Origin of the sequence: Dryocola clanedunensis subsp. sulfonylureivorans, assembly GCF_016756775.1 — a bacterium.
Lineage (GTDB): Bacteria > Pseudomonadota > Gammaproteobacteria > Enterobacterales > Enterobacteriaceae > Dryocola > Dryocola clanedunensis.
In genome coordinates this window covers 147754-167549 of sequence record NZ_JAERMU010000001.1, presented here as the reverse complement: position 1 = coordinate 167549, position 19796 = coordinate 147754, and the positions used below count along the sequence as shown (strand labels likewise).

Here is a 19796-nt window from a genome sequence, read left to right as displayed (position 1 = left end):
GACCGGTCGCGCAGCCGTTATGCCGCCGTCTTCTTCATCATACTCACCACGAACAATGCCGCAGCGCACAGCACGACCGAAGGACCCGCAGGCGTGTCGTAAAACGCCGAGAAGGTCAGCCCGCCGGTGACTGCCAGCATGCCAACAATGACCGCAATGCCTGCCATTTGCTCCGGCGTACGGGCAAATCTTCTGGCGGCGGCGGCCGGGATGATCAGCAGGGAAGTGATAATTAATGCCCCGACAAACTTCATCGCCACGCCAATGGTCAGCGCCGTGACCAGCATCAGCAGCATTTTTGTCCGCTGCAGGTTTACGCCGTCAACGTGGGCCAGATCCTGGCTGATGGTCATCGACAATAAATTACGCCACTGCCAGAGCAGCACGCCCACCACAACCACCACGCCAAGGCCTATGGAAATCAGATCCGGCATGGTGACCGACAGCAGGTCGCCAAACAGGTACGCCATCAGATCGACACGCACGTTCTTCATCAGGCTAACGACCACCAGACCCAGCGACAGCGCACTGTGCGCCATAATTCCCAGCAGCGTATCAATCGCAAGGTGAGGGCGCTTCTCCAGCCATACCAGTCCGATTGCCAGCAGCAGCGTCACCGCGATGACCGCATAGAAAGGGTTGACGTTCAGCAACAGGCCAAATGCCACGCCGAGCAGCGAGGCATGGGAGAGGGTATCGCCAAAATAGGACATACGACGCCAGACGACGAACGAGCCTAAGGGGCCTGCCGCACAGGCAAGCAGCATGCCGGCAAGCCAGCCGGGTAATAACAGTTCAATCATGGCTGGCCATTCCCTCTGCGCAGAATAATGCGTCCGGTTAGATCGTGACGGTGGTTATGGTGGTGGCGATATATCCCCAGCTGTTCGGCACCGCGCTGGCCAAACATCGAGATAAACTCAGGGTGCATAGAGACAACTTCAGGCGTGCCGGAACAGCAGATATGATGGTTGAGGCACAGCACATCGTCCGTTTTTGCCATCACCAGATGTAAATCGTGCGAGACCATCAGCACGGCGCAGTCCAACTCATGGCGAAGCTGGTCAATCAGGTTATACAACGCCAGCTGGCCGTTGACGTCAACGCCCTGGGTCGGCTCATCCAGCACCAGCAGCTGCGGGCTGTTCAGCAACGCGCGGGCCAGCAGGACGCGCTGGTTTTCACCGCCGGAGAGCTTTTGCATCGGAGCATCAACCAGATGTGCCGCCTGCACGCGTTTCAGCGCGGGCAAAATATCGCTTTTCTTCACGCCCGGACGCAGCCGCATAAAACGGTTGACCGTTAGCGGCAGCGTAGCGTCGAGATGTAGCTTTTGCGGTACGTAGCCGATACGCAGATCGCGGTCCCGCTTGATCACCCCTTCATCAGGAGCTACCAGACCCAGCACCACGCGAACGAGCGTAGATTTCCCTGCGCCGTTAGGGCCCAGCAGGGTGAGGATGCGGCCTGGTTTCAGGTCCAGCGAAATATCAGACAGCACGCGGCGCTGCCCGAACGAAACGGAGATATTTTCCAGTGAGACTAAATTTGTCATGGCAATTTCAGGGGTTGCAGAAGTTAGCGAATGTTATAATATCACACTCCTCGCAACCACTACGATGATAAGTCGCATTATGTTACATAAAAAAATATTTCTTTTCGCTGGACTTTCTGCTGCGCTCTGGGGCATGGCAATCTTACCCGCCCAGGCGGCGGTCGTGGCTTCTATTAAACCACTGGGCTTTATCGCTTCAGCTATTGCTGACGGCGTGACGCCTACCGAGGTTTTGCTTCCTGATGGCGCATCTGAGCATGATTATTCACTGCGTCCTTCGGATGTAAAACGCTTACAGGGCGCGGACTTAGTTGTCTGGGTAGGGCCTGAAATGGAGGCCTTTATGCAAAAGTCTGTCGGCCAGTTACCGGCACAGAAGCAGCTGACGCTGGCCATGCTCAATGGCGTGAAACCGCTGCTCATGAAAGGCAGCGATGAGGATGACCACGACCACGGTGGCCATGACGCTTCGGAGCAAAAACGTGACGACGATCACCATCATGGTGAATACAACATGCATATTTGGCTTAGCCCTGAGATAGCGCGCCTGTCGGCGGTTGCAATCCACGATAAATTAGTGGAACTTATCCCCGCGAAGAAAGCCCAATTAGACGCCAACCTGCAGCATTTCGAGTCCGCTTTATCCCGCACCGACAAGCAGGTTGGTACCGTGCTCGCACCGCTGAAAGGTAAAGGGTATTTCGTTTTTCACGACGCCTATGGCTACTTTGAAAAACATTACGGATTGACGCCGTCAGGCCATTTTACCGTTAACCCTGAAATCCAGCCTGGTGCGCAGCGTTTACATGAGATCAGAACACAGTTGGTTGAGCACAAAGCGGTCTGCGTTTTTGCTGAGCCACAGTTCAGGCCAGCGGTCATCCATGCCGTAGCCAGAGGTACCAGCGTTCGCTCCGGCACGTTAGATCCTCTGGGAATCGAGGTCGCGCCTGGCAAAGACAGCTACATGCAGTTTTTGACCGGCCTTGCGAACCAGTATGCGAGCTGCCTGAAAGGAGATTAACGAGGAAGTGAATACGTGCAACAGATAGCCCGCTCTGTCGCTCTGGCGTTTGATAATCTGTCCCGACCCCATCGCGTTATGCTGGGGTCGCTTACAGTTCTTACTTTAGCGGTCGCCGTCTGGCGGCCCTATGTCTACCACCACGAAGCCAGTCCCGTCATTAAAACCATCGAGCTGAAAAAAAGTGAGATTCATTCACTGCTGCCGGAGGCCAGTGAGCCTATCGATCAGGCCACGCCTGATGGTGACGATGACGCCATCCCACAGGATGAACTGGATGACAAAACCGCCGGTGAAGCTGGCGTGCATGAGTACGTCGTTTCAACGGGCGATACGCTGAGCAGCATTCTGAATCAGTATGGTATCGACATGGGCGAAATCAGCCAGCTTGCAGCGGTTGATAAAGACCTGCGTAACCTGAAAATCGGCCAGCAAATCTCCTGGACATTGACCGACGAAGGCCAGCTACAGCGTCTGACCTGGGAAATGTCACGTCGTGAAACTCGTACCTACGACCGTTCCGGCAATACCTTCAAGTTCAGCAGCGAAATGCAGCAGGGCGACTGGGTGAACAGCGTGCTGAAAGGCACCGTTGGCGGCAGCTTTGTCAGCAGTGCGAAAAATGCGGGCCTGACCAGCGCTGAAATCAGCTCTGTCATTAAAGCCATGCAGTGGCAGATGGATTTCCGCAAGCTGAAAAAAGGCGATGAGTTCTCCGTTCTGATGTCCCGCGAAATGCTGGACGGTAAACGTGAGCAAAGCCAGCTGATGGGTGTACGCCTGCGCAGCAGCGGCAAAGATTATTACGCTATCCGCGCGGAAGACGGTAAATTCTACGACCGCAGCGGCTCAGGGCTTGCGAAAGGCTTTATGCGTTTCCCTACCGTGAAGCAGTTCCGTATCTCCTCTAACTTCAACCCGCGTCGTCTAAACCCGGTAACCGGACGTATAGCGCCGCATAAGGGTGTCGATTTTGCCATGCCGCAGGGTACACCTGTACTGGCCGTGGGCGATGGTGAGGTGGTCGTCGCGAAACGTAGCGGAGCGGCAGGTTATTTCGTAGCAATCCGCCATGGCCGTACTTACACCACTCGCTATATGCACCTCAAAAAGCTGCTGGTGAAACCCGGTCAGAAGGTGAAGCGCGGTGACCGTGTCGCGCTTTCTGGCAACACAGGTCGTTCTACTGGCCCGCATCTGCACTATGAAGTGTGGATCAATAAGCAGGCGGTTAATCCGCTGACGGCGAAGCTGCCACGTACAGAAGGGTTAACGGGTAAAGATCGTCGTGAGTACCTGGCTCAGGTACGCGAAGTGACCCCGCAGCTGCGTTTCGATTAACCCTTCTCGATTTGCATAATATGAAAGCCGGTTCAGCGTAACCGGCTTTTTCTTTTGTCTGGCGGCACTTGCACCGCTAAACTACTTCTACATTCATACATCAATGATTTGATGCGTACTGAGAATCTGCATGGAAAAAGCAAAAAAAAGTCACAGCGAATTCATTCCTGAGTTTCAGAAAGCATTCTGGCACCCGCGCTTCTGGGGAGCCTGGCTTGGCGTCGGTGCTTTTGCAGGGCTTGCGCTGCTGCCTCCTTCGTTGCGTGACCCGTTACTGGGCAAAGCAGGGCGAATTGCCGGCCGCTTTGGTAAAAGCGCGCGCCGCCGCGCACAGATCAATTTGCTTTATTGCTTCCCTGACATGTCGGAAGCGGAACGCGAAGCGCTTATTGACGACATGTTTGCCACCGCCCCTCAGGCGATGGTGATGATGGCCGAGCTGGGGCTGCGCGACCCGAAAAAAGTCATGCAGCGTGTGGACTGGCACGGCAAAGAGATTATCGATGAGCTGAAGGCCAACGGGGAGAATGTGATCTTCCTGGTGCCGCACGGCTGGGGCGTGGATATTCCTGCCATGCTGCTGGCCTCTGAAGGGCAGAAAATGGCGGCAATGTTCCATAATCAGGGCAACCCCCTTTTTGATTATGTGTGGAACACCGTTCGCCGCCGCTTTGGTGGCCGGCTGCACGCCCGTAACGACGGCATCAAACCGTTTATCAGTTCAGTGCGTCAGGGTTACTGGGGCTACTATCTCCCGGACCAGGATCATGGTGCGGAACACAGCGAGTTCGTGGATTTCTTTGCGACCTATAAAGCGACGCTGCCCGCTATTGGCCGCCTGATGAAGGTCTGTCGCGCGCGCGTTGTCCCGCTCTTCCCGGTCTATAACAGCAAAACGCATCGGCTGGATATCTTTATCCGCCCGCCAATGGATGATTTAGCAGACGCTGACGACAACCGTATAGCGCGCCGGATGAACGAGGAGGTGGAAATTTTTGTCCGCCCGAATCCGGAACAGTACACCTGGATACTGAAGCTGCTGAAGACGCGGAAAGAGGGTGAGATTCAACCCTATAAGCGTCAAGAGCTCTACCCTAAGAAATAAGAAACGGGGCCGAAAGCTCTCTAAATGGATGACAAACATCTCTTGTAGATCGGATAAGCGTAGAGTCATCCGACACAGCAGCTATCGATGGTGGATAGCGCTTTCGCTTATCCACCCTACAAAACCAGAAATAAGAAAGGGGCCGGAAGCACCCTAAATGGATGACAAACATCTCTTGTAGGTCGGATAAGCGTAGCGTCATCCGACACGGCAGCTATTAATGGTGGATGGCGCTTCGCTTATCCACCCTACAAAACCAGAAATAAGAAAGGGGCCGAAAGGCCCCTTTTTTTGCGACACAATTCGTTACTCGACGCAAAGAATACGCGTGGTATTGGTGGTGCCGATGGTGCTCATGACGTCACCCTGGGTAACAATAACCAGATCGCCGGACATCAGATAGCCTTTATCACGCAGCAGGTTCACCGCGTCGCTGGCTGCGGCAACGCCGTCGCTTGCGCTGTCAAAATGTACCGGCGTGACGCCACGATACAGCGAAGTCAGGTTCAGCGTGCGCTCATGGCGGGACATAGCGAAAATTGGCAGGCCGGAGCTGATACGGGAGGTCATCAGTGCGGTGCGCCCAGATTCGGTCATTGTGATGATGGCGGTAACCCCTTTAAGGTGGTTTGCCGCGTACATCGCCGACATGGCTATCGCTTCCTCAACGTTGTCGAACTGCACGTCCAGACGGTGTTTGGAAACGTTGATACTTGGGATTTTTTCCGCACCCAGGCAAACGCGAGCCATGGCGGCCACGGTTTCAGCCGGGTACTGGCCCGCAGCGGTTTCCGCTGACAGCATTACCGCATCGGTGCCGTCCAGCACGGCGTTCGCCACGTCCATAACTTCTGCACGGGTTGGCATTGGGTTAGTGATCATCGACTCCATCATCTGGGTCGCGGTGATCACCGCACGGTTGAGCTTACGCGCGCGGCGGATAAGTGTTTTCTGAATGCCAACCAGCTCAGGGTCGCCAATCTCAACGCCCAGATCACCGCGGGCCACCATGACAACGTCAGAGGCCAGAATCACATCGTCCATCGCCGCTTCGTCGCAGACGGCTTCCGCACGCTCTACTTTTGCGACAATTTTTGCATCGCAGCCTGCGTCACGCGCCAGACGACGAGCATAGTTCAGGTCTTCACCACAGCGTGGGAAGGAGACGGCCAGATAGTCGACGCCAATTTTTGCTGCGGTCAGGATATCGGCTTTGTCTTTTTCGGTCAGCGCTTCTGCGGAGAGGCCACCACCGAGTTTGTTGATGCCTTTATTGTTGGAAAGCGGGCCACCGACGGTCACTTCGGTAAACACTTTCATGCCCTGAACTTCCAGCACTTTTAACTGCACGCGGCCATCATCCAGCAGCAGGATGTCACCGGTGACCACGTCGGCGGGCAGACCTTTATAGTCGATGCCAACGCGTTCTTTATCGCCTTCACCTTTACCCAGGTTGGCATCGAGCAGGAACTTGTCGCCAATATTGAGGAAGACTTTGCCTTCTTTGAAGGTGGAGACACGAATTTTTGGACCCTGCAAATCGCCCAGAATAGCGACATGACGACCCAGTTTTGCGGCAATTTCACGAACTTTATCCGCCCGCAGCTGATGATCTTCAGCTGAGCCGTGGGAGAAGTTCATGCGTACCACGTTGGCACCGGCGGCGATAATCTTTTCCAGATTATTGTCGCGGTCTGTTGCTGGGCCTAAGGTGGTAACGATTTTGGTTCTGCGTAGCCGTCTGGACATGTATTACTCCGTTGACTGAAACAACTTTGGTGTTGCGTGAACAAAAAACTCGGTATGTCGGGGGGCGCCAAAAAGCGCGAAAAGACAACTTAACCGAATGACCTGAAAAGTTACAGCTTTGTTATAAAATCTTTATGTCTGCAGATTATCGTCGGGGACGAGAGCCTCTTTATCAAAACGCGATTCCTTGAGCGCTTCTTTGACTCGCTTCAAGTTATCTCTGAATTTTGCGCCACGGCGCAGCGTGAAGCCCGTCGCCAGCACATCAATAACCGTTAGCTGCGCCAGGCGCGACACCATCGGCATATAGACATCCGTATCTTCCGGGACATCAAGTAGGAGGGCCAGCGTCGCCTCATGGGCCAGCGGGGAGCCCTCAGAGGTAATCGCCAGCACCATGGCATCATTTTCACGGGCCAGTCTCGCCAGTTCGACCAGATTTTTCGTCCGTCCGGTGTGGGAGATAAGGACAATCACATCCTCCGCGCTGCAGTTCATGCAGCTCATTCGCTGCATGACAACGTCGTCGGAATAAAACACCGGCACGTTAAAGCGGAAAAATTTATTCATGGCGTCATGAGCGACAGCCGCGGATGCGCCCAGCCCAAAGAACGCGATTTTTTTTGCCTGGGTCAGTAAATCCACCGCGCGATTAACCGCGGCAATATCCAGAGACTGTCTGACCTGGTCCAGACTGGCCATCGCGGATTCGAAGATTTTACCGGTGTAGGAATCAACATTGTCATCCTCGTCAACATTCCGGTTTACATAAGGCGTTCCATTCGCCAGACTTTGTGCCAGATGTAATTTAAAATCCGGGAAGCCCTTGGTTTCCAGGCGACGGCAAAAACGGTTGACCGTGGGTTCGCTGACGTCAGCATGGCGGGCGAGGGTAGCGATGCTTGAATGAATGGCTTCCTGCGGCGTAGCGAGAATCACTTCTGCTACTTTACGCTCTGATTTGCTAAGGTGTTCCAGTTGTGTCTGGATTTTTTCCAGCATATTCATATGACAGGCGCCCATGGATTTTATCGATTTCAGTCAGTGGAGAAATCGCGACAGGTTTTAGCAAGAATATACGCCCGCCTTACCCCTTAAGGGCAGGTAAATCGAATTGAGATTGTTGTTTTTTTTCATTACATGATCGACCTCTAACTTTAGACATGATGAAAATGAACAAATAAGCGTCATAAAATTTCAGTTAAGTCCGCGCTGAGCGGTGTCAGTTGGGGGGATTTCCGCCTGAGCACAATCGGACAACCTGGGATGGTTTAGATAACAATTAAAAAGCGCTACATTGCTTTGTAATTTAATTACAAGAGTGACCTGGTACCAGGTACCCGAAACGAGGAGAACAACATGGCGGTAACGCAGACAGCACAGGCATGCGACCTGGTGATTTTCGGTGCAAAAGGCGACCTTGCGCGTCGAAAACTGCTGCCATCCCTGTATCAGCTGGAAAAAGCTGGTCAGATCCATGCAGATACCCGCATTCTGGGTGTTGGCCGTGCAGACTGGAGCAAAGAGGCGTACACCAAAGTGGTACGTGAAGCGCTCGAAACGTTCATGAAAGAGAAGATCGATGAAAGTCTGTGGGACAAGCTCAGCAGCCGTCTCGATTTCTGCAACCTGGACGTCAATGATACTGCCGCCTTCAGCAAGCTGGGTAAAATGCTCGATCAGCAGAATCGCGTCACGATCAACTATTTTGCCATGCCGCCGAGCACTTTCGGCGCCATCTGTAAGGGGCTGGGCAAAGCGAAGCTGAACGCCAAGCCAGCACGCGTAGTGATGGAAAAACCGCTGGGCACCTCTCTTGCCACCTCTCAGGAAATCAATGACCAGGTTGGCGAGTACTTTGAAGAGTGCCAGGTCTACCGCATCGACCACTATTTAGGTAAAGAGACGGTCCTTAACCTGCTGGCGCTGCGTTTTGCTAACTCCCTGTTTGCCAACAACTGGGATAACAAAACCATCGATCACGTGGAAATCACCGTCGCCGAAGAGGTGGGTATCGAAGGGCGCTGGGGTTACTTTGACCAGGCCGGACAGATGCGCGATATGATCCAGAACCACCTTCTGCAAATCCTGTGCATGATTGCCATGTCTCCCCCTTCTGACCTCACTGCCGATCATATCCGCGATGAGAAAGTGAAGGTCCTGCAGTCCCTGCGTCGCATTGACCGCAGCAACGTGCGTGAAAAAACCGTGCGCGGCCAGTACACGGCAGGCTTTGCTCAGGGCAAAAAAGTGCCGGGCTACCTGGAGGAAGAGGGGGCGAATAAAGCCAGCTGCACAGAGACATTTGTCGCCATCCGTGTGGATATCGACAACTGGCGCTGGGCGGGCGTGCCGTTCTATCTGCGTACCGGTAAGCGTCTGCCGACCAAGTGTTCAGAGGTTGTGGTTTACTTTAAAAACCCTGCGCTGAACCTGTTCAAGGACTCCTGGCAGGATCTGCCGCAGAACAAGCTGACGATTCGTTTACAGCCGGATGAAGGCGTGGATATCCAGATCCTCAATAAAGTTCCGGGTCTGGAGCATAAACACAATCTGCAGACCACCAAACTGGATCTGAGCTATTCAGAAACCTTTAACGAATCGCACCTGGCAGACGCTTACGAGCGCCTGCTGCTGGAAACCATGCGCGGTATCCAGGCGCTGTTCGTCCGCCGCGACGAAGTGGAAGAGGCATGGAAGTGGGTGGACTCCATCACCGAAGCCTGGGCTGCGGATAACGACGCGCCTAAGCCATACCAGGCGGGGACGTGGGGGCCGGTGGCTTCCGTCGCGATGATTACCCGTGACGGTCACTCCTGGAACGAGTTCGAGTAATCAATACGGTAAAAATCGGCCGCAAAGGCGGTTTGTTTTACCGGTAACATGATCTCACTCATACGTGGTCGCGTTTTTTGTAATTAATGGCCCTGACTGGATTCACCAGCAGGGCTTTTTTATTTACACTAGCTGAAGCGATTTTGCCCTAAGAGCACCGGGACTGGCGGTCGGAATATAAAAACCATGGCCATCAAACTCCTCCGTGCATACTGCGACGGCAGCCACTTTATGAGGTACCTCTATGAATCCGAATTTGTTACGCGTAACACAGCGCATCGTTGAACGCTCGACAGCGACCCGTAGCGCTTATCTGGCCCGCATCGAAAAAGCGAAGAGCAATACCGTGCATCGCTCCGAGCTGGCGTGCGGTAACCTGGCCCACGGTTTTGCAGCCTGCCAGCCAGAAGACAAGGCAGCATTGAAAAGCATGTTGCGTAACAATATCGCGATTGTCACCTCCTATAACGACATGCTCTCCGCACATCAGCCGTACGAGGACTACCCTGAGCAGATCCGTAAAGCCCTGCATTCCGTTGGCGCGGTAGGCCAGGTCGCGGGCGGCGTTCCGGCAATGTGCGACGGTGTCACTCAGGGACAGGACGGTATGGAGCTGTCACTGCTGAGCCGCGAAGTTATCGCCATGTCTGCTGCTATCGGCCTGTCCCATAATATGTTCGACGGCGCGTTGTATCTTGGCGTGTGCGACAAAATTGTCCCGGGTTTGACCATGGCGGCATTGTCGTTCGGTCATCTGCCTGCGGTGTTTGTTCCCTCAGGGCCGATGGTGAGCGGCCTGGCCAATAAAGAGAAAGTCCGTATTCGTCAGCTCTATGCGGAGGGCAAACTGGATCGCAACGCGCTGCTGGAATCGGAAGCTGCGTCCTATCATGCACCAGGCACCTGTACTTTCTATGGCACCGCGAATACCAACCAGATGGTTGTCGAGTTTATGGGGATGCAGCTGCCCGGCTCTTCGTTCGTTCATCCTGATGCACCGCTGCGTCAGGAATTGACCGCAGCGGCGGCGCGCCAGGTTACGCGTCTTACCGGCAACGGCAACGAATGGATGCCGTTGGGCAAGATGATTGACGAAAAGGTTGTGGTGAACGGCATCGTTGCACTGCTGGCAACCGGCGGCTCCACCAACCACACGATGCACCTCGTTGCCATGGCTCGCGCCGCGGGCATTATCATCAACTGGAATGACTTCTCCGATCTGTCTGATGTCGTGCCGTTGCTGGCTCGCCTGTATCCAAACGGCCCGGCGGACATCAACCACTTCCAGGCGGCAGGCGGCGTGCCCGTGCTTATCCGCGAGCTGTTGAAAGGTGGTTTGCTGCACGAAGATGTGAATACCGTAGCTGGTTTCGGTCTGCACCACTACACCATGGAACCATGGCTGGATAACGGCCAGCTCGCCTGGCGAGAAGGGGCGCTGAGCGCGCTGGATAATGACGTTATCGCTACCTTCGACAAACCATTCTCGAAACACGGTGGGACAAAAGTGCTTAGCGGTAATCTGGGGCGCGCGGTAATGAAAACTTCAGCCGTACCGGTAGAGAACCAGGTCATCGAGGCTCCGGCGGTTATTTTCGAAAGCCAGCACGACGTGCTGCCCGCTTTCGAAGCCGGACTGCTGGATAGAGACTGCGTAGTGGTGGTGCGCCATCAGGGACCAAAAGCGAACGGTATGCCAGAATTACATAAACTTATGCCGCCACTTGGGGTATTATTGGACCGCTGTTTCAAAATTGCATTGGTCACCGACGGGCGACTTTCTGGCGCATCTGGCAAAGTGCCGTCCGCTATCCATGTTACCCCGGAAGCCTACGACGGCGGCCTGCTGGCGAAGGTTCAGGAAGGCGATATGATCCGCGTGAACGGGCAGACGGGTGAACTGACGCTGCTGGTGAATGAAGCAGAGCTGGCAAAACGTACGGCGTTCCATCCTGATTTGAGCGCTGAACGCGTGGGCACCGGCCGCGAGTTGTTCGGCGCGCTGCGTGAGCAGCTGTCCGGCGCGGAGCAGGGCGCAACCTGCATTAAATTTTAAGGACCGTTGCGGCGGGTGCCGCAGCGGTAACGAAATGATAAAGTTGGCTTAAGAGGCTCTCTGATGAAAAACTGGAAAACAACCGCGGAACAGATCCTGAAAACGGGTCCGGTCGTTCCTGTTATCGTACTGAACAAGCTGGAACACGCTGTGCCAATGGCGAAAGCGCTGGTAGCCGGCGGTGTGCGCGTGCTGGAAGTGACCCTGCGTACGCCGTGCGCGATGGATGCTATCCGCGCGATTGCCAAAGAAGTGCCGGAAGCGATTATCGGTGCGGGCACCGTGCTGAACGCTAAGCAGCTGGCCGAAGTGACCGAAGCTGGGGCGCAGTTCGCTATCAGCCCTGGCCTGACCGAGCCGCTGCTGAAAGCGGCAACCGAAGGCACCATTCCGCTGATCCCCGGTATCAGCACTGTATCCGAGCTGATGCTGGGCATGGATTACGGCCTGAAAGAGTTCAAATTCTTCCCGGCGGAAGCGAACGGCGGCACCAAAGCGCTGCAGGCTATCGCAGGCCCCTTTGCTAATGTGCGTTTCTGCCCGACCGGCGGCATCTCGCCCGCTAACTACCGTGATTACCTGGCGCTGAAAAGCGTGCTGTGTCTCGGTGGTTCATGGCTGGTCCCTGCGGACGCGCTGGAAGCGGGTGATTACGACCGCATCACTAAGCTTGCCCGCGAAGCGGTGGAAGGCGCGAAAGCGTAATCCGAACCCGCTGAAGAATATCCCTCTCCTTGCGGGGAGGGATAGTTTGTTTATCCTTCGACTTTTATCGCTGCCGCAGATGTTATTGCGCGCCCGACCGCATTATCCACGCTGCTGCCCATTGCCAGGGCCACGCCCATCCTGCGTTTACCGTTAATCTCCGGCTTGCCAAACAGGCGAACCTGCAAACCTGCGCCCAGCGCGGCTGCAACGTTGCCGAACTGCACGTTATTGCTGTCCAGCTCCGGGAGAATCACGGCGGAAGCCGCCGGGCCGTACTGGCGGATTTCGCCAATCGGCAGACCGAGGAAAGCGCGAACGTGCAGGGCAAACTCAGAGAGATCCTGCGAGATAAGCGTCACCATGCCGGTATCATGCGGGCGAGGGGAGACTTCGCTGAAAATCACTTCGTCACCACACACAAACAGCTCCACGCCAAACAGGCCATAGCCACCCAGCGAAACGACGACTTTTTCGGCAATTTCCTGCGCGCGGGCAAGTGCGGTATCGCTCATCTGCTGCGGCTGCCAGGATTCGCGATAATCGCCGTCTTCCTGACGATGGCCAATCGGCGCGCAGAAATGGACGCCGTCGACAGCGTTAATGGTCAGCAGGGTGATTTCAAAATCGAAATTCACCACGCCTTCAACGATAACTTTACCTTTTCCGGCTCGACCGCCCTGTTGGGCGTATTCCCAGGCCTTGGCAAGCTGCTCGCGAGTTTTCACAAAGCTCTGGCCTTTGCCGGAGGAACTCATCACCGGTTTGATGATGCACGGCAGGCCAATTTCCTCAACGGCGTGCAGAAAATCTGCTTCGGTATCGGCAAAACGGTAGCGGGAGGTCGGCAGCGCAAGCTCTTCGGCGGCCAGGCGGCGAATGCCTTCGCGGTTCATGGTCAACTTTGTGGCGCGAGCACAGGGCACAACGTGCTGACCCAGTTGCTCAAGTTCAATCAGCATGTCGGTGGCGATGGCTTCAATTTCAGGAACGATAAAATCGGGCTTCTCGGCAAGCACCAGCGCGTTGAGCTGAGCGGCGTCGAGCATATTGATAACGTGACTGCGATGAGCCACCTGCATGGCGGGCGCATCGGCATAGCGGTCGACGGCGATGACTTCCAGCCCTAAACGCTGGCATTCAATCGCCACTTCTTTACCCAGTTCACCAGAACCTAACAGCATAACCCGCGTGGCCGCTGGACGCAGGGCCGTTCCCAACATTGACATAATCTGCTTACCCGTTGTGATAAAATAAACGGCCGCAGTATATACGAAAACGTTTGCGCACGCAGCGCCTTTCCCGCTTGCGGAGTCTGGGTAATACATCTATACTGTATAAATAAACAGTTAAACGGAGCTGCAAAATGGCGGTTGAAATTAAATATGTGGTAGTGCGAGAGGGGCTAGAAAAGATGGCTTTCGCCAGTAAAAAAGATGCCGATGCGTATGACAAAATGCTCGACCTGGCTGAAGTGCTGGGCGACTGGCTGCAGCACAGCCCGGTAAGCTTCGAAGACGGGCAGAGCGACGTGCTGGCCATGTGGTTGGCAGAGAATAAAGACGTGCTTTCCAGCGTGCTGAAAAGCGGCAGGTTGCCGGAAACCGAAGCTGTCGTGTCAGCTGAGGTCGCGGAAGAGACGGAAGAGGCTGAACACAGCGCGGTCGCCCTGGAAGTCGATAACGTCACAGAGCATCCCGTTCGGAAACGGACGAAAGCCGCTTAAGTCATCACACACGCTTGCGCAATAACGGTTTTGTACCAGGCTTTTGCTGTGCAATGTGCATCAGGAGAACGTCATGAATAAAACTGGAATTGCGCTGTGTATGGCTCTTTGCCTGAGCAGCTTTGCCGCTTTGGCCAAAGATCCGCATCAAGTCAACATCGCCCCCTGCGAAGGACTGGACGCCGACGGTATTGCCGCCGTCATCAAAGGTGATTACCAGCAAAACCGGATTGTGAGCTGGCCTGACGATCAAAAAAAGCTTGGTCAGGCCGATCCGGTTATCTGGATCAACAGCAAAGAAATCACCGGCAAAGATGACAGCTGGAAAATTCCGCTCACCGTTCGCGGTATGAATACGGATATTCACTACACGGTGGTGGTTGACTGTAAAAAAGGCACAGCTGACTACCAGTCGTGACCCTCTGCGCCGGGCCTCCCGGCGCGACTATTTTCTCATCTTTAGTCTTATCAGACAGTTCTTGACACCCCTTCGCTTACTCTCAATGGGTTAAGCCACAGATTAAGGGTGCCTCTCATGAGTAATTGGTTACAACAGATTCAGTCAATGCTTGGACAAACCGGCCTGACCGGCCAGGCATCTCCATCCTCTAACGGTGCCGGCGGCAACGAGCAGGGGCTAAGCAAGCTGCTGGTGCCGGGCGCGCTGGGTGGTCTTGCCGGGCTGCTGCTGGCGAGCAAATCCTCCCGTAAGTTACTCACTAAATATGGTACCAGCGCTCTGCTGGTTGGTGGCGGGGCAGTTGCAGGCAGCGTGCTGTGGAACAAATACAAAGATCGCGTGCGCCAGACGCATCAGGACGAGCCGCAGTTTGGCCAGCAACAATCACCGGTGGATGTCCGCACCCGCCGTCTGGTGATGGCGCTGGTGTTTGCCGCCAAAAGCGACGGACACATTGATGACAAAGAGCGGCAGGTCATCGAACAACAGCTGCGGGATGCCAATATCGAAGGGCCGGGGCGTGCGCTCATACAGGAAGCCATCGACCAGCCGCTGGATCCTAAACGTCTGGCCGCGGACGTGAAAAACGAAGAAGAAGCCCTGGAGCTTTATTTCCTGAGCTGTGCGGCAATCGACGTCGATCATTTCATGGAGCGCAGCTATCTCAGCGCGCTAGGCGACGAGCTGAAAATCCCGCAGGACGTGCGTGACGGCATCGAGCAGGACATCAAACAGCAGAAGTTAAGCCTGCCGGGTTAACCCCGGCTTTTTCCTCAAAATCTCTCGTTTCGCTTGCAAGCCTGTCTGAATTTGCCACCCTTACAGGGTGTTAACTCAAAATGAATAATGACATGCCACCTAAAGCGCAAAAGATCCCTCATACCATGCAGCTGCATGGCGACACCCGCATCGACAACTATTATTGGCTGCGCGATGACGACCGCGACAACCCGGACGTGCTTGATTATTTACATCAGGAGAACGATTACGGGCGACGGATTATGACCTCGCAGCAGGCGCTCCAGGAGCGCCTGTTAAAAGAGATGGTCGACCGTATTCCTCAGCATGATGTCTCGGCTCCCTACACCCATAACGGCTACCGCTACCGGCACGTCTATGAGACGGGCAATGAGTATGCCATCTATCAGCGGCAATCGGTCATGCGCGAGGAGTGGGATGAGTGGGAAACCCTGCTCGATGCCAACCGGCGTGCCGCCCACAGCGAATTCTACACCATGGGCGGCATGGCCATTACGCTGGACAATACGATCATGGCGCTGGCGGAAGATTATCTGTCGCGCCGCCAGTACGGCTTACGCTTTCGTAATCTGGAAACCGGGAACTGGTATCCCGAAGTGCTGACCAACGTCACACCGAGTTTTGTCTGGGCCAATGACTCCGCCACGCTTTACTACGTTCGTAAACACCCCAAAACGCTGCTGCCCTATCAGGTCTGGCAGCATACCGTCGGGCACCCGACGACGGATGACCGGCTGGTCTACGAAGAGAAAGACGAGACGTTTTACGTCAGCGTGCACATCACGACCTCCCGCCGCTATATCCTCATCCACCTGGGGAGCGCCACAACGAGCGAAGTGCTGCTGCTGGATGCCGAACTGGTGGATGCGGAGCCGCTGTGCTTCCTGCCTCGCCGTAAAGATCACGAGTATACGCTCGACCATTACCAGCATAACTTCTATTTGCGCTCCAACCGGGAGGGTAAAAACTTTGGGCTTTATCGCAGTAAGGTGCGGGATGAGAAGCAGTGGGAAGGCCTCATTCCGCCGCGTGAGAACATCATGCTGGAAGGCTTCACGCTCTTTACCGACTGGCTGGTGGTGGAGGAGCGTCAGTACGGGTTGACCAGCCTGCGGCAAATTAACCGTAAAACACGGGAAGTCACGGGTATCGCCTTCGACGATCCCGCCTATGTCACCTGGCTTGGCTATAACCCGGAACCGGAGTCTTCGCGGCTGCGCTATGGCTACTCGTCAATGACCACGCCGGACACGCTTTTTGAGCTGGATATGAATACCGGCGAACGTCGCGTCATTAAACAAACGAAAGTGCCGGGCTTTGACGCCGATGACTACCGAAGCGAACACCTATGGATCACCGTGCGGGACGGAGTGCAGGTGCCAGTTTCACTGGTTTATCATCGTCAGCATTTCCAGCACGGTAAAAATCCTCTGCTGGTTTATGGCTATGGCTCCTACGGCAGCAGCATGGATGCTGATTTCAGCGCCAGTCGTCTGAGCCTGCTGGACAGGGGATTTGTCTATGCTATCGCCCACGTTCGCGGCGGGGGAGAACTGGGCCAGCAATGGTATGAAGACGGCAAATACCTCAAAAAGATGAACACCTTCAACGACTACCTGGACGTGTGCGATGCACTTTTGCAAAAAGGTTACGGTGACCCGGCACTCCTGTACGGCATGGGAGGAAGCGCCGGGGGCATGCTGATGGGGGCCGCGATCAATATGCGGCCAGAGCTGTTCCACGGCGTTGTCGCTCAGGTTCCTTTCGTGGATGTGGTGACGACCATGCTGGATGAGTCTATTCCTTTGACCACCGGTGAGTTTGAAGAATGGGGCAATCCGCAGAACGAGGAGTACTACTTCTACATGAAGCAATACAGCCCTTATGATGGGGTCAGAGAGCAGGCGTATCCGCACATGCTGGTCACCACCGGCCTGCATGACTCTCAGGTGCAGTACTGGGAACCTGCGAAATGGGTCGCCAGGCTGCGCGACGTCAAACGCGACGACAACCTTCTGCTGCTCTGCACGGATATGGATTCCGGCCACGGAGGGAAGTCCGGACGCTTCAAGTCTTATGAGGGTGTGGCGCTGGAATATGCCTTTATGATTGCCCTGGCGCAGGGAACATTGCCAGGGCGGGAAGGGGAGTAGCGCCTATTCGGCTTCCAGGAAATGTTTTAGCGTCATGCGCAGATCCGGCGTTAATTCCTTGATGTTGTTTAACATCCAGCGCAGATAACCCGGATCGTCCTGGGCGATTTCTTCGATTTTCCGGCCGCGGTATTTACCAAACATCATGGTGCTGACCAGCGCGGGGCGTCCGGTGATGGTCACCATTTGCTCCGGCGTCCAGCCGGATTCATCCATAATCCGCATCAGCAGCGCGGCAGTGATGTAACAGTCGTACAATGCCCGGTGGTGATGCAGGTCGGGGGGAAGCTCCACCTCGAGTTTCAGTGACTTGTACAAAGCCATATTGCTGTATTTAATCCCGGGCCAAAGACGACGGGCGAGCTTAACGGTACAAATCCAGTCGCCGGGCATATCGGGCAGCATGCGCTGGTCAAAACTGGCGTTGTGCGCAACGTAATAGGGGCTGCCGTGGTAGCGAGGGATCACATCTTCAATCCATGGTTTATCGGCCACCATCGCTTCGGTGATTTTATGAATGGCCATGGCCTGATGGCTGATTGGGCGGTCCGGACGAACTAAATCGCTCATCGGATTAACAATTCTTCCGCCTTCAATATCGACGGACGCGACTTCCACTACGCCTCCCTGCAATCCGCAGGTCTCCGTATCGATAACGCGCAGCATAATGACTCCTTTTGAGCTTACGTTTGCAGTTTAAGCGCTAGCGTAAAGGAATGACCTCGCCATGCCAACCCTTCTCATCACGCCGACCCACAGCCAGCAGCTCACCTTGATCCGCTCGCACAACAAGCTGCCCACGCTCATCCCAGCAGGCGCTGCGTCCGGCGCTGCGATATGGACCTGCTGAAAAAGCATGGTTCGCAAACAGCACCGGCATCGTGTATTTATGCGCCCAGCGCTGCAAATACATCTCATCGTGCTGGCAGTTAGCCTCGTTAACAAAGGTACCTGTTGCGTAGAGATCTGCACCTGATGCGGCTGCCGTGCGCGGCCAGATCTCTTCATTGCTGGCAACGCAATGCCCCATAGCCACGCTACGGTTGTATTTGCCCAGTAAAGGGGTGTTTCGCTCATGGGCATCCTCTTCAGTGCAAGAGCCTGGCTTACAGCAGGAAACTCTTGAACCATCGGGTAAGAAGCCAATGGAACCTACCGATATGCCCTTTTCGCAGACTAATAATATCCCGACGATAATCGTCATTTGATGCGTAACGGATGCGCTATGAAGGGGGGCCAGACGTTCATCGGTAAAGTGAAGGGCGAGGGGAGTGTTTTGAATGGGCTGGAACCCGGTTAGTGATAGCTCCGGGAAAACCAGCAGGTCGATTTTTTCTGTGGCGGCCTGATAAATAAAATCTAAATGGTGAAGAATATTGGCATGTAAATCACCAGGCCGGGTACCGTATTGCGCTGCTGCAACGTTCCATAGTGGCATCGCTTCTTCCTTAATCAATTCACCTCGCCGGCCCATCCGCGGGCCGTGACAGGCGAGCTTTAGCTCCTGGTCAACTGAACGGAAAAAAGCATAGCATTAGTAATGTAAGGAAGTTTAAACAAGTTAATTTTTACTTAACTTTTGGCTCATAGGGTAGCCGCGATAGATGAACGGAGGCTAAACGATGGGCAATCAGCCGTTCCCGGAACCAGGCGCGCAGAGCCTCTGGCTGTTCGCGCTCGACCACCTCGGCAATCACCGGCATGTTATAACGCTCTTTGAAAGCAACGCCTGCAGCAGCGAGATCGACATTCACCTTGTCCATTTCGTCCAGGGGTAAATCCGCGAGATTGTAATTCATGGGCTTCTCCTTCTTGGTCATGGCAGAAGGTACTTGCTGATGAAAGTAATGACAAGTCTTTACACGCATTGATAGCTGTTCTCATCTCGACTTGCCCGGCGCCCAGGGTTATCCTTTTGCGGTCTGGTATAAGAAAAAGGAATAGTTGATATGGCTTTCATCACCCCTCGTGTCACCGCCGCAGCCCTCTTTTTTGCTGTGATTTCCGTATCCCCTGCTGCTATTGCGCATGCGCACCTTAAGCACCAGTATCCCGCTGCGGATGCTGCGGTCACCGCTGCACCTCAGGCTCTAACGCTCGATTTCTCAGAAGGGATTGAACCGAATTTCAGTGGCGTTACCGTTACCGGACCAGAACAGGCTGCGGTAAAAACGGGGGCGGTTAAGCGTAACGAGAAAGACAATAAACAGCTGATCGTTCCGCTGGAAGAGTCTCTGAAGCCGGGGGATTACCAGGTTGACTGGCATGTGGTGTCCGTTGACGGGCACAAAACCAAAGGGAACTACCACTTTTCAGTGAAATAAAGCG

General features: G+C 54.8%; 19 protein-coding genes. 11 read left to right on the top strand and 8 right to left on the bottom strand.

What is annotated here, in order from left to right; translation table 11 throughout:
• Positions 1-17: 17 nt before the first annotated feature.
• A complete protein-coding gene (gene znuB / locus HYQ67_RS00735) occupies positions 18-803 on the bottom strand; it encodes a zinc ABC transporter permease subunit ZnuB (protein ID WP_202300709.1) in 786 nt (261 codons plus the stop codon).
• Positions 800-1555 carry a zinc ABC transporter ATP-binding protein ZnuC gene (gene znuC, locus HYQ67_RS00730; RefSeq protein WP_202300707.1) on the bottom strand — a complete coding sequence of 252 codons (756 nt, stop codon included), beginning with the start codon at positions 1553-1555 and terminating at the stop codon, positions 800-802. Before znuC ends, znuB begins: the two co-directional genes overlap by 4 nt.
• Before the next feature lie 79 nt (positions 1556-1634).
• Here znuC and znuA point away from each other — a divergent pair, with 79 nt between their 5' ends.
• The 3 genes from znuA to lpxM all read left to right on the top strand — a co-directional run bounded on the left by znuA (position 1635) and on the right by lpxM (position 5025).
• Positions 1635-2579, top strand: a complete 945-nt coding sequence (gene znuA / locus HYQ67_RS00725) for a zinc ABC transporter substrate-binding protein ZnuA (RefSeq protein ID WP_202300705.1) — start codon at positions 1635-1637, stop codon at positions 2577-2579.
• Positions 2580-2594: 15 nt separating this feature from the next.
• The gene (gene mepM, locus HYQ67_RS00720; protein ID WP_202300703.1) at positions 2595-3920 is read left to right on the top strand and encodes a murein DD-endopeptidase MepM; all 1326 of its coding nucleotides are present in this window, start codon (positions 2595-2597) and stop codon (positions 3918-3920) included.
• A 130-nt stretch (positions 3921-4050) separates the two neighbouring features.
• Complete coding sequence (gene lpxM / locus HYQ67_RS00715; protein WP_202300701.1) at positions 4051-5025, top strand: lauroyl-Kdo(2)-lipid IV(A) myristoyltransferase; 975 nt, start codon at positions 4051-4053, stop codon at positions 5023-5025.
• 306 nt (positions 5026-5331) lie between these two features.
• Here the strand turns inward: lpxM and pyk are convergent, their stop codons facing one another.
• Positions 5332-6774 carry a pyruvate kinase gene (gene pyk / locus HYQ67_RS00710; RefSeq protein ID WP_202300699.1) on the bottom strand — a complete coding sequence of 481 codons (1443 nt, stop codon included), beginning with the start codon at positions 6772-6774 and terminating at the stop codon, positions 5332-5334.
• Positions 6775-6906: 132 nt separating this feature from the next.
• Entirely contained in the window at positions 6907-7782 is an 876-nt protein-coding gene (locus HYQ67_RS00705) for a MurR/RpiR family transcriptional regulator (RefSeq protein ID WP_202300697.1), read from the bottom strand.
• Between the two features lie 351 nt (positions 7783-8133).
• Here HYQ67_RS00705 and zwf point away from each other — a divergent pair, with 351 nt between their 5' ends.
• From zwf to HYQ67_RS00690, 3 genes are all read left to right on the top strand, one after another.
• The gene (gene zwf, locus HYQ67_RS00700; protein ID WP_202300695.1) at positions 8134-9609 is read left to right on the top strand and encodes a glucose-6-phosphate dehydrogenase; all 1476 of its coding nucleotides are present in this window, start codon (positions 8134-8136) and stop codon (positions 9607-9609) included.
• A gap of 244 nt (positions 9610-9853) precedes the next feature.
• Positions 9854-11665 (top strand): phosphogluconate dehydratase, encoded by a 1812-nt coding sequence (gene edd / locus HYQ67_RS00695; protein ID WP_202300693.1) that lies wholly within the window; start codon positions 9854-9856, stop codon positions 11663-11665.
• A gap of 63 nt (positions 11666-11728) precedes the next feature.
• Entirely contained in the window at positions 11729-12370 is a 642-nt protein-coding gene (locus tag HYQ67_RS00690) for a bifunctional 4-hydroxy-2-oxoglutarate aldolase/2-dehydro-3-deoxy-phosphogluconate aldolase (protein WP_202300691.1), read from the top strand.
• A 50-nt stretch (positions 12371-12420) separates the two neighbouring features.
• On the opposite strand, the gene purT is transcribed toward HYQ67_RS00690, so the two are convergent.
• A complete protein-coding gene (gene purT / locus HYQ67_RS00685; protein ID WP_202300690.1) occupies positions 12421-13599 on the bottom strand; it encodes a formate-dependent phosphoribosylglycinamide formyltransferase in 1179 nt (392 codons plus the stop codon).
• Positions 13600-13736: 137 nt separating this feature from the next.
• On the opposite strand from purT, the gene HYQ67_RS00680 reads away from it, so the two are divergent.
• From HYQ67_RS00680 to ptrB, 4 genes are all read left to right on the top strand, one after another.
• Positions 13737-14096, top strand: coding sequence for a YebG family protein (locus HYQ67_RS00680; protein WP_202300688.1), 360 nt, complete (start codon positions 13737-13739; stop codon positions 14094-14096).
• 73 nt (positions 14097-14169) lie between these two features.
• A complete protein-coding gene (gene yebF, locus HYQ67_RS00675; protein WP_202300687.1) occupies positions 14170-14514 on the top strand; it encodes a protein YebF in 345 nt (114 codons plus the stop codon).
• Between the two features lie 117 nt (positions 14515-14631).
• Positions 14632-15315, top strand: coding sequence for a tellurite resistance TerB family protein (locus tag HYQ67_RS00670; RefSeq protein WP_202300685.1), 684 nt, complete (start codon positions 14632-14634; stop codon positions 15313-15315).
• A gap of 92 nt (positions 15316-15407) precedes the next feature.
• Positions 15408-17468 (top strand): oligopeptidase B, encoded by a 2061-nt coding sequence (ptrB, locus tag HYQ67_RS00665; RefSeq protein WP_202301056.1) that lies wholly within the window; start codon positions 15408-15410, stop codon positions 17466-17468.
• 3 nt (positions 17469-17471) lie between these two features.
• Here ptrB and exoX read toward each other — a convergent pair whose 3' ends face one another.
• The 3 genes from exoX to HYQ67_RS00650 form a co-directional block, all read right to left on the bottom strand.
• On the bottom strand, positions 17472-18134 hold the full coding sequence (gene exoX / locus HYQ67_RS00660; protein WP_202300682.1) for an exodeoxyribonuclease X: 663 nt from the start codon (positions 18132-18134) through the stop codon (positions 17472-17474).
• Positions 18135-18171: 37 nt separating this feature from the next.
• Positions 18172-18906 carry a carbon-nitrogen hydrolase family protein gene (locus HYQ67_RS00655; RefSeq protein WP_202300680.1) on the bottom strand — a complete coding sequence of 245 codons (735 nt, stop codon included), beginning with the start codon at positions 18904-18906 and terminating at the stop codon, positions 18172-18174.
• A 130-nt stretch (positions 18907-19036) separates the two neighbouring features.
• Positions 19037-19267: a DNA polymerase III subunit theta gene (locus HYQ67_RS00650; protein ID WP_202300678.1), complete on the bottom strand. Its 231-nt coding sequence runs from the start codon at positions 19265-19267 to the stop codon at positions 19037-19039.
• A gap of 150 nt (positions 19268-19417) precedes the next feature.
• Here HYQ67_RS00650 and yobA point away from each other — a divergent pair, with 150 nt between their 5' ends.
• A complete protein-coding gene (gene yobA / locus HYQ67_RS00645) occupies positions 19418-19792 on the top strand; it encodes a CopC domain-containing protein YobA (protein ID WP_202300676.1) in 375 nt (124 codons plus the stop codon).
• Positions 19793-19796 lie beyond the last annotated feature (4 nt).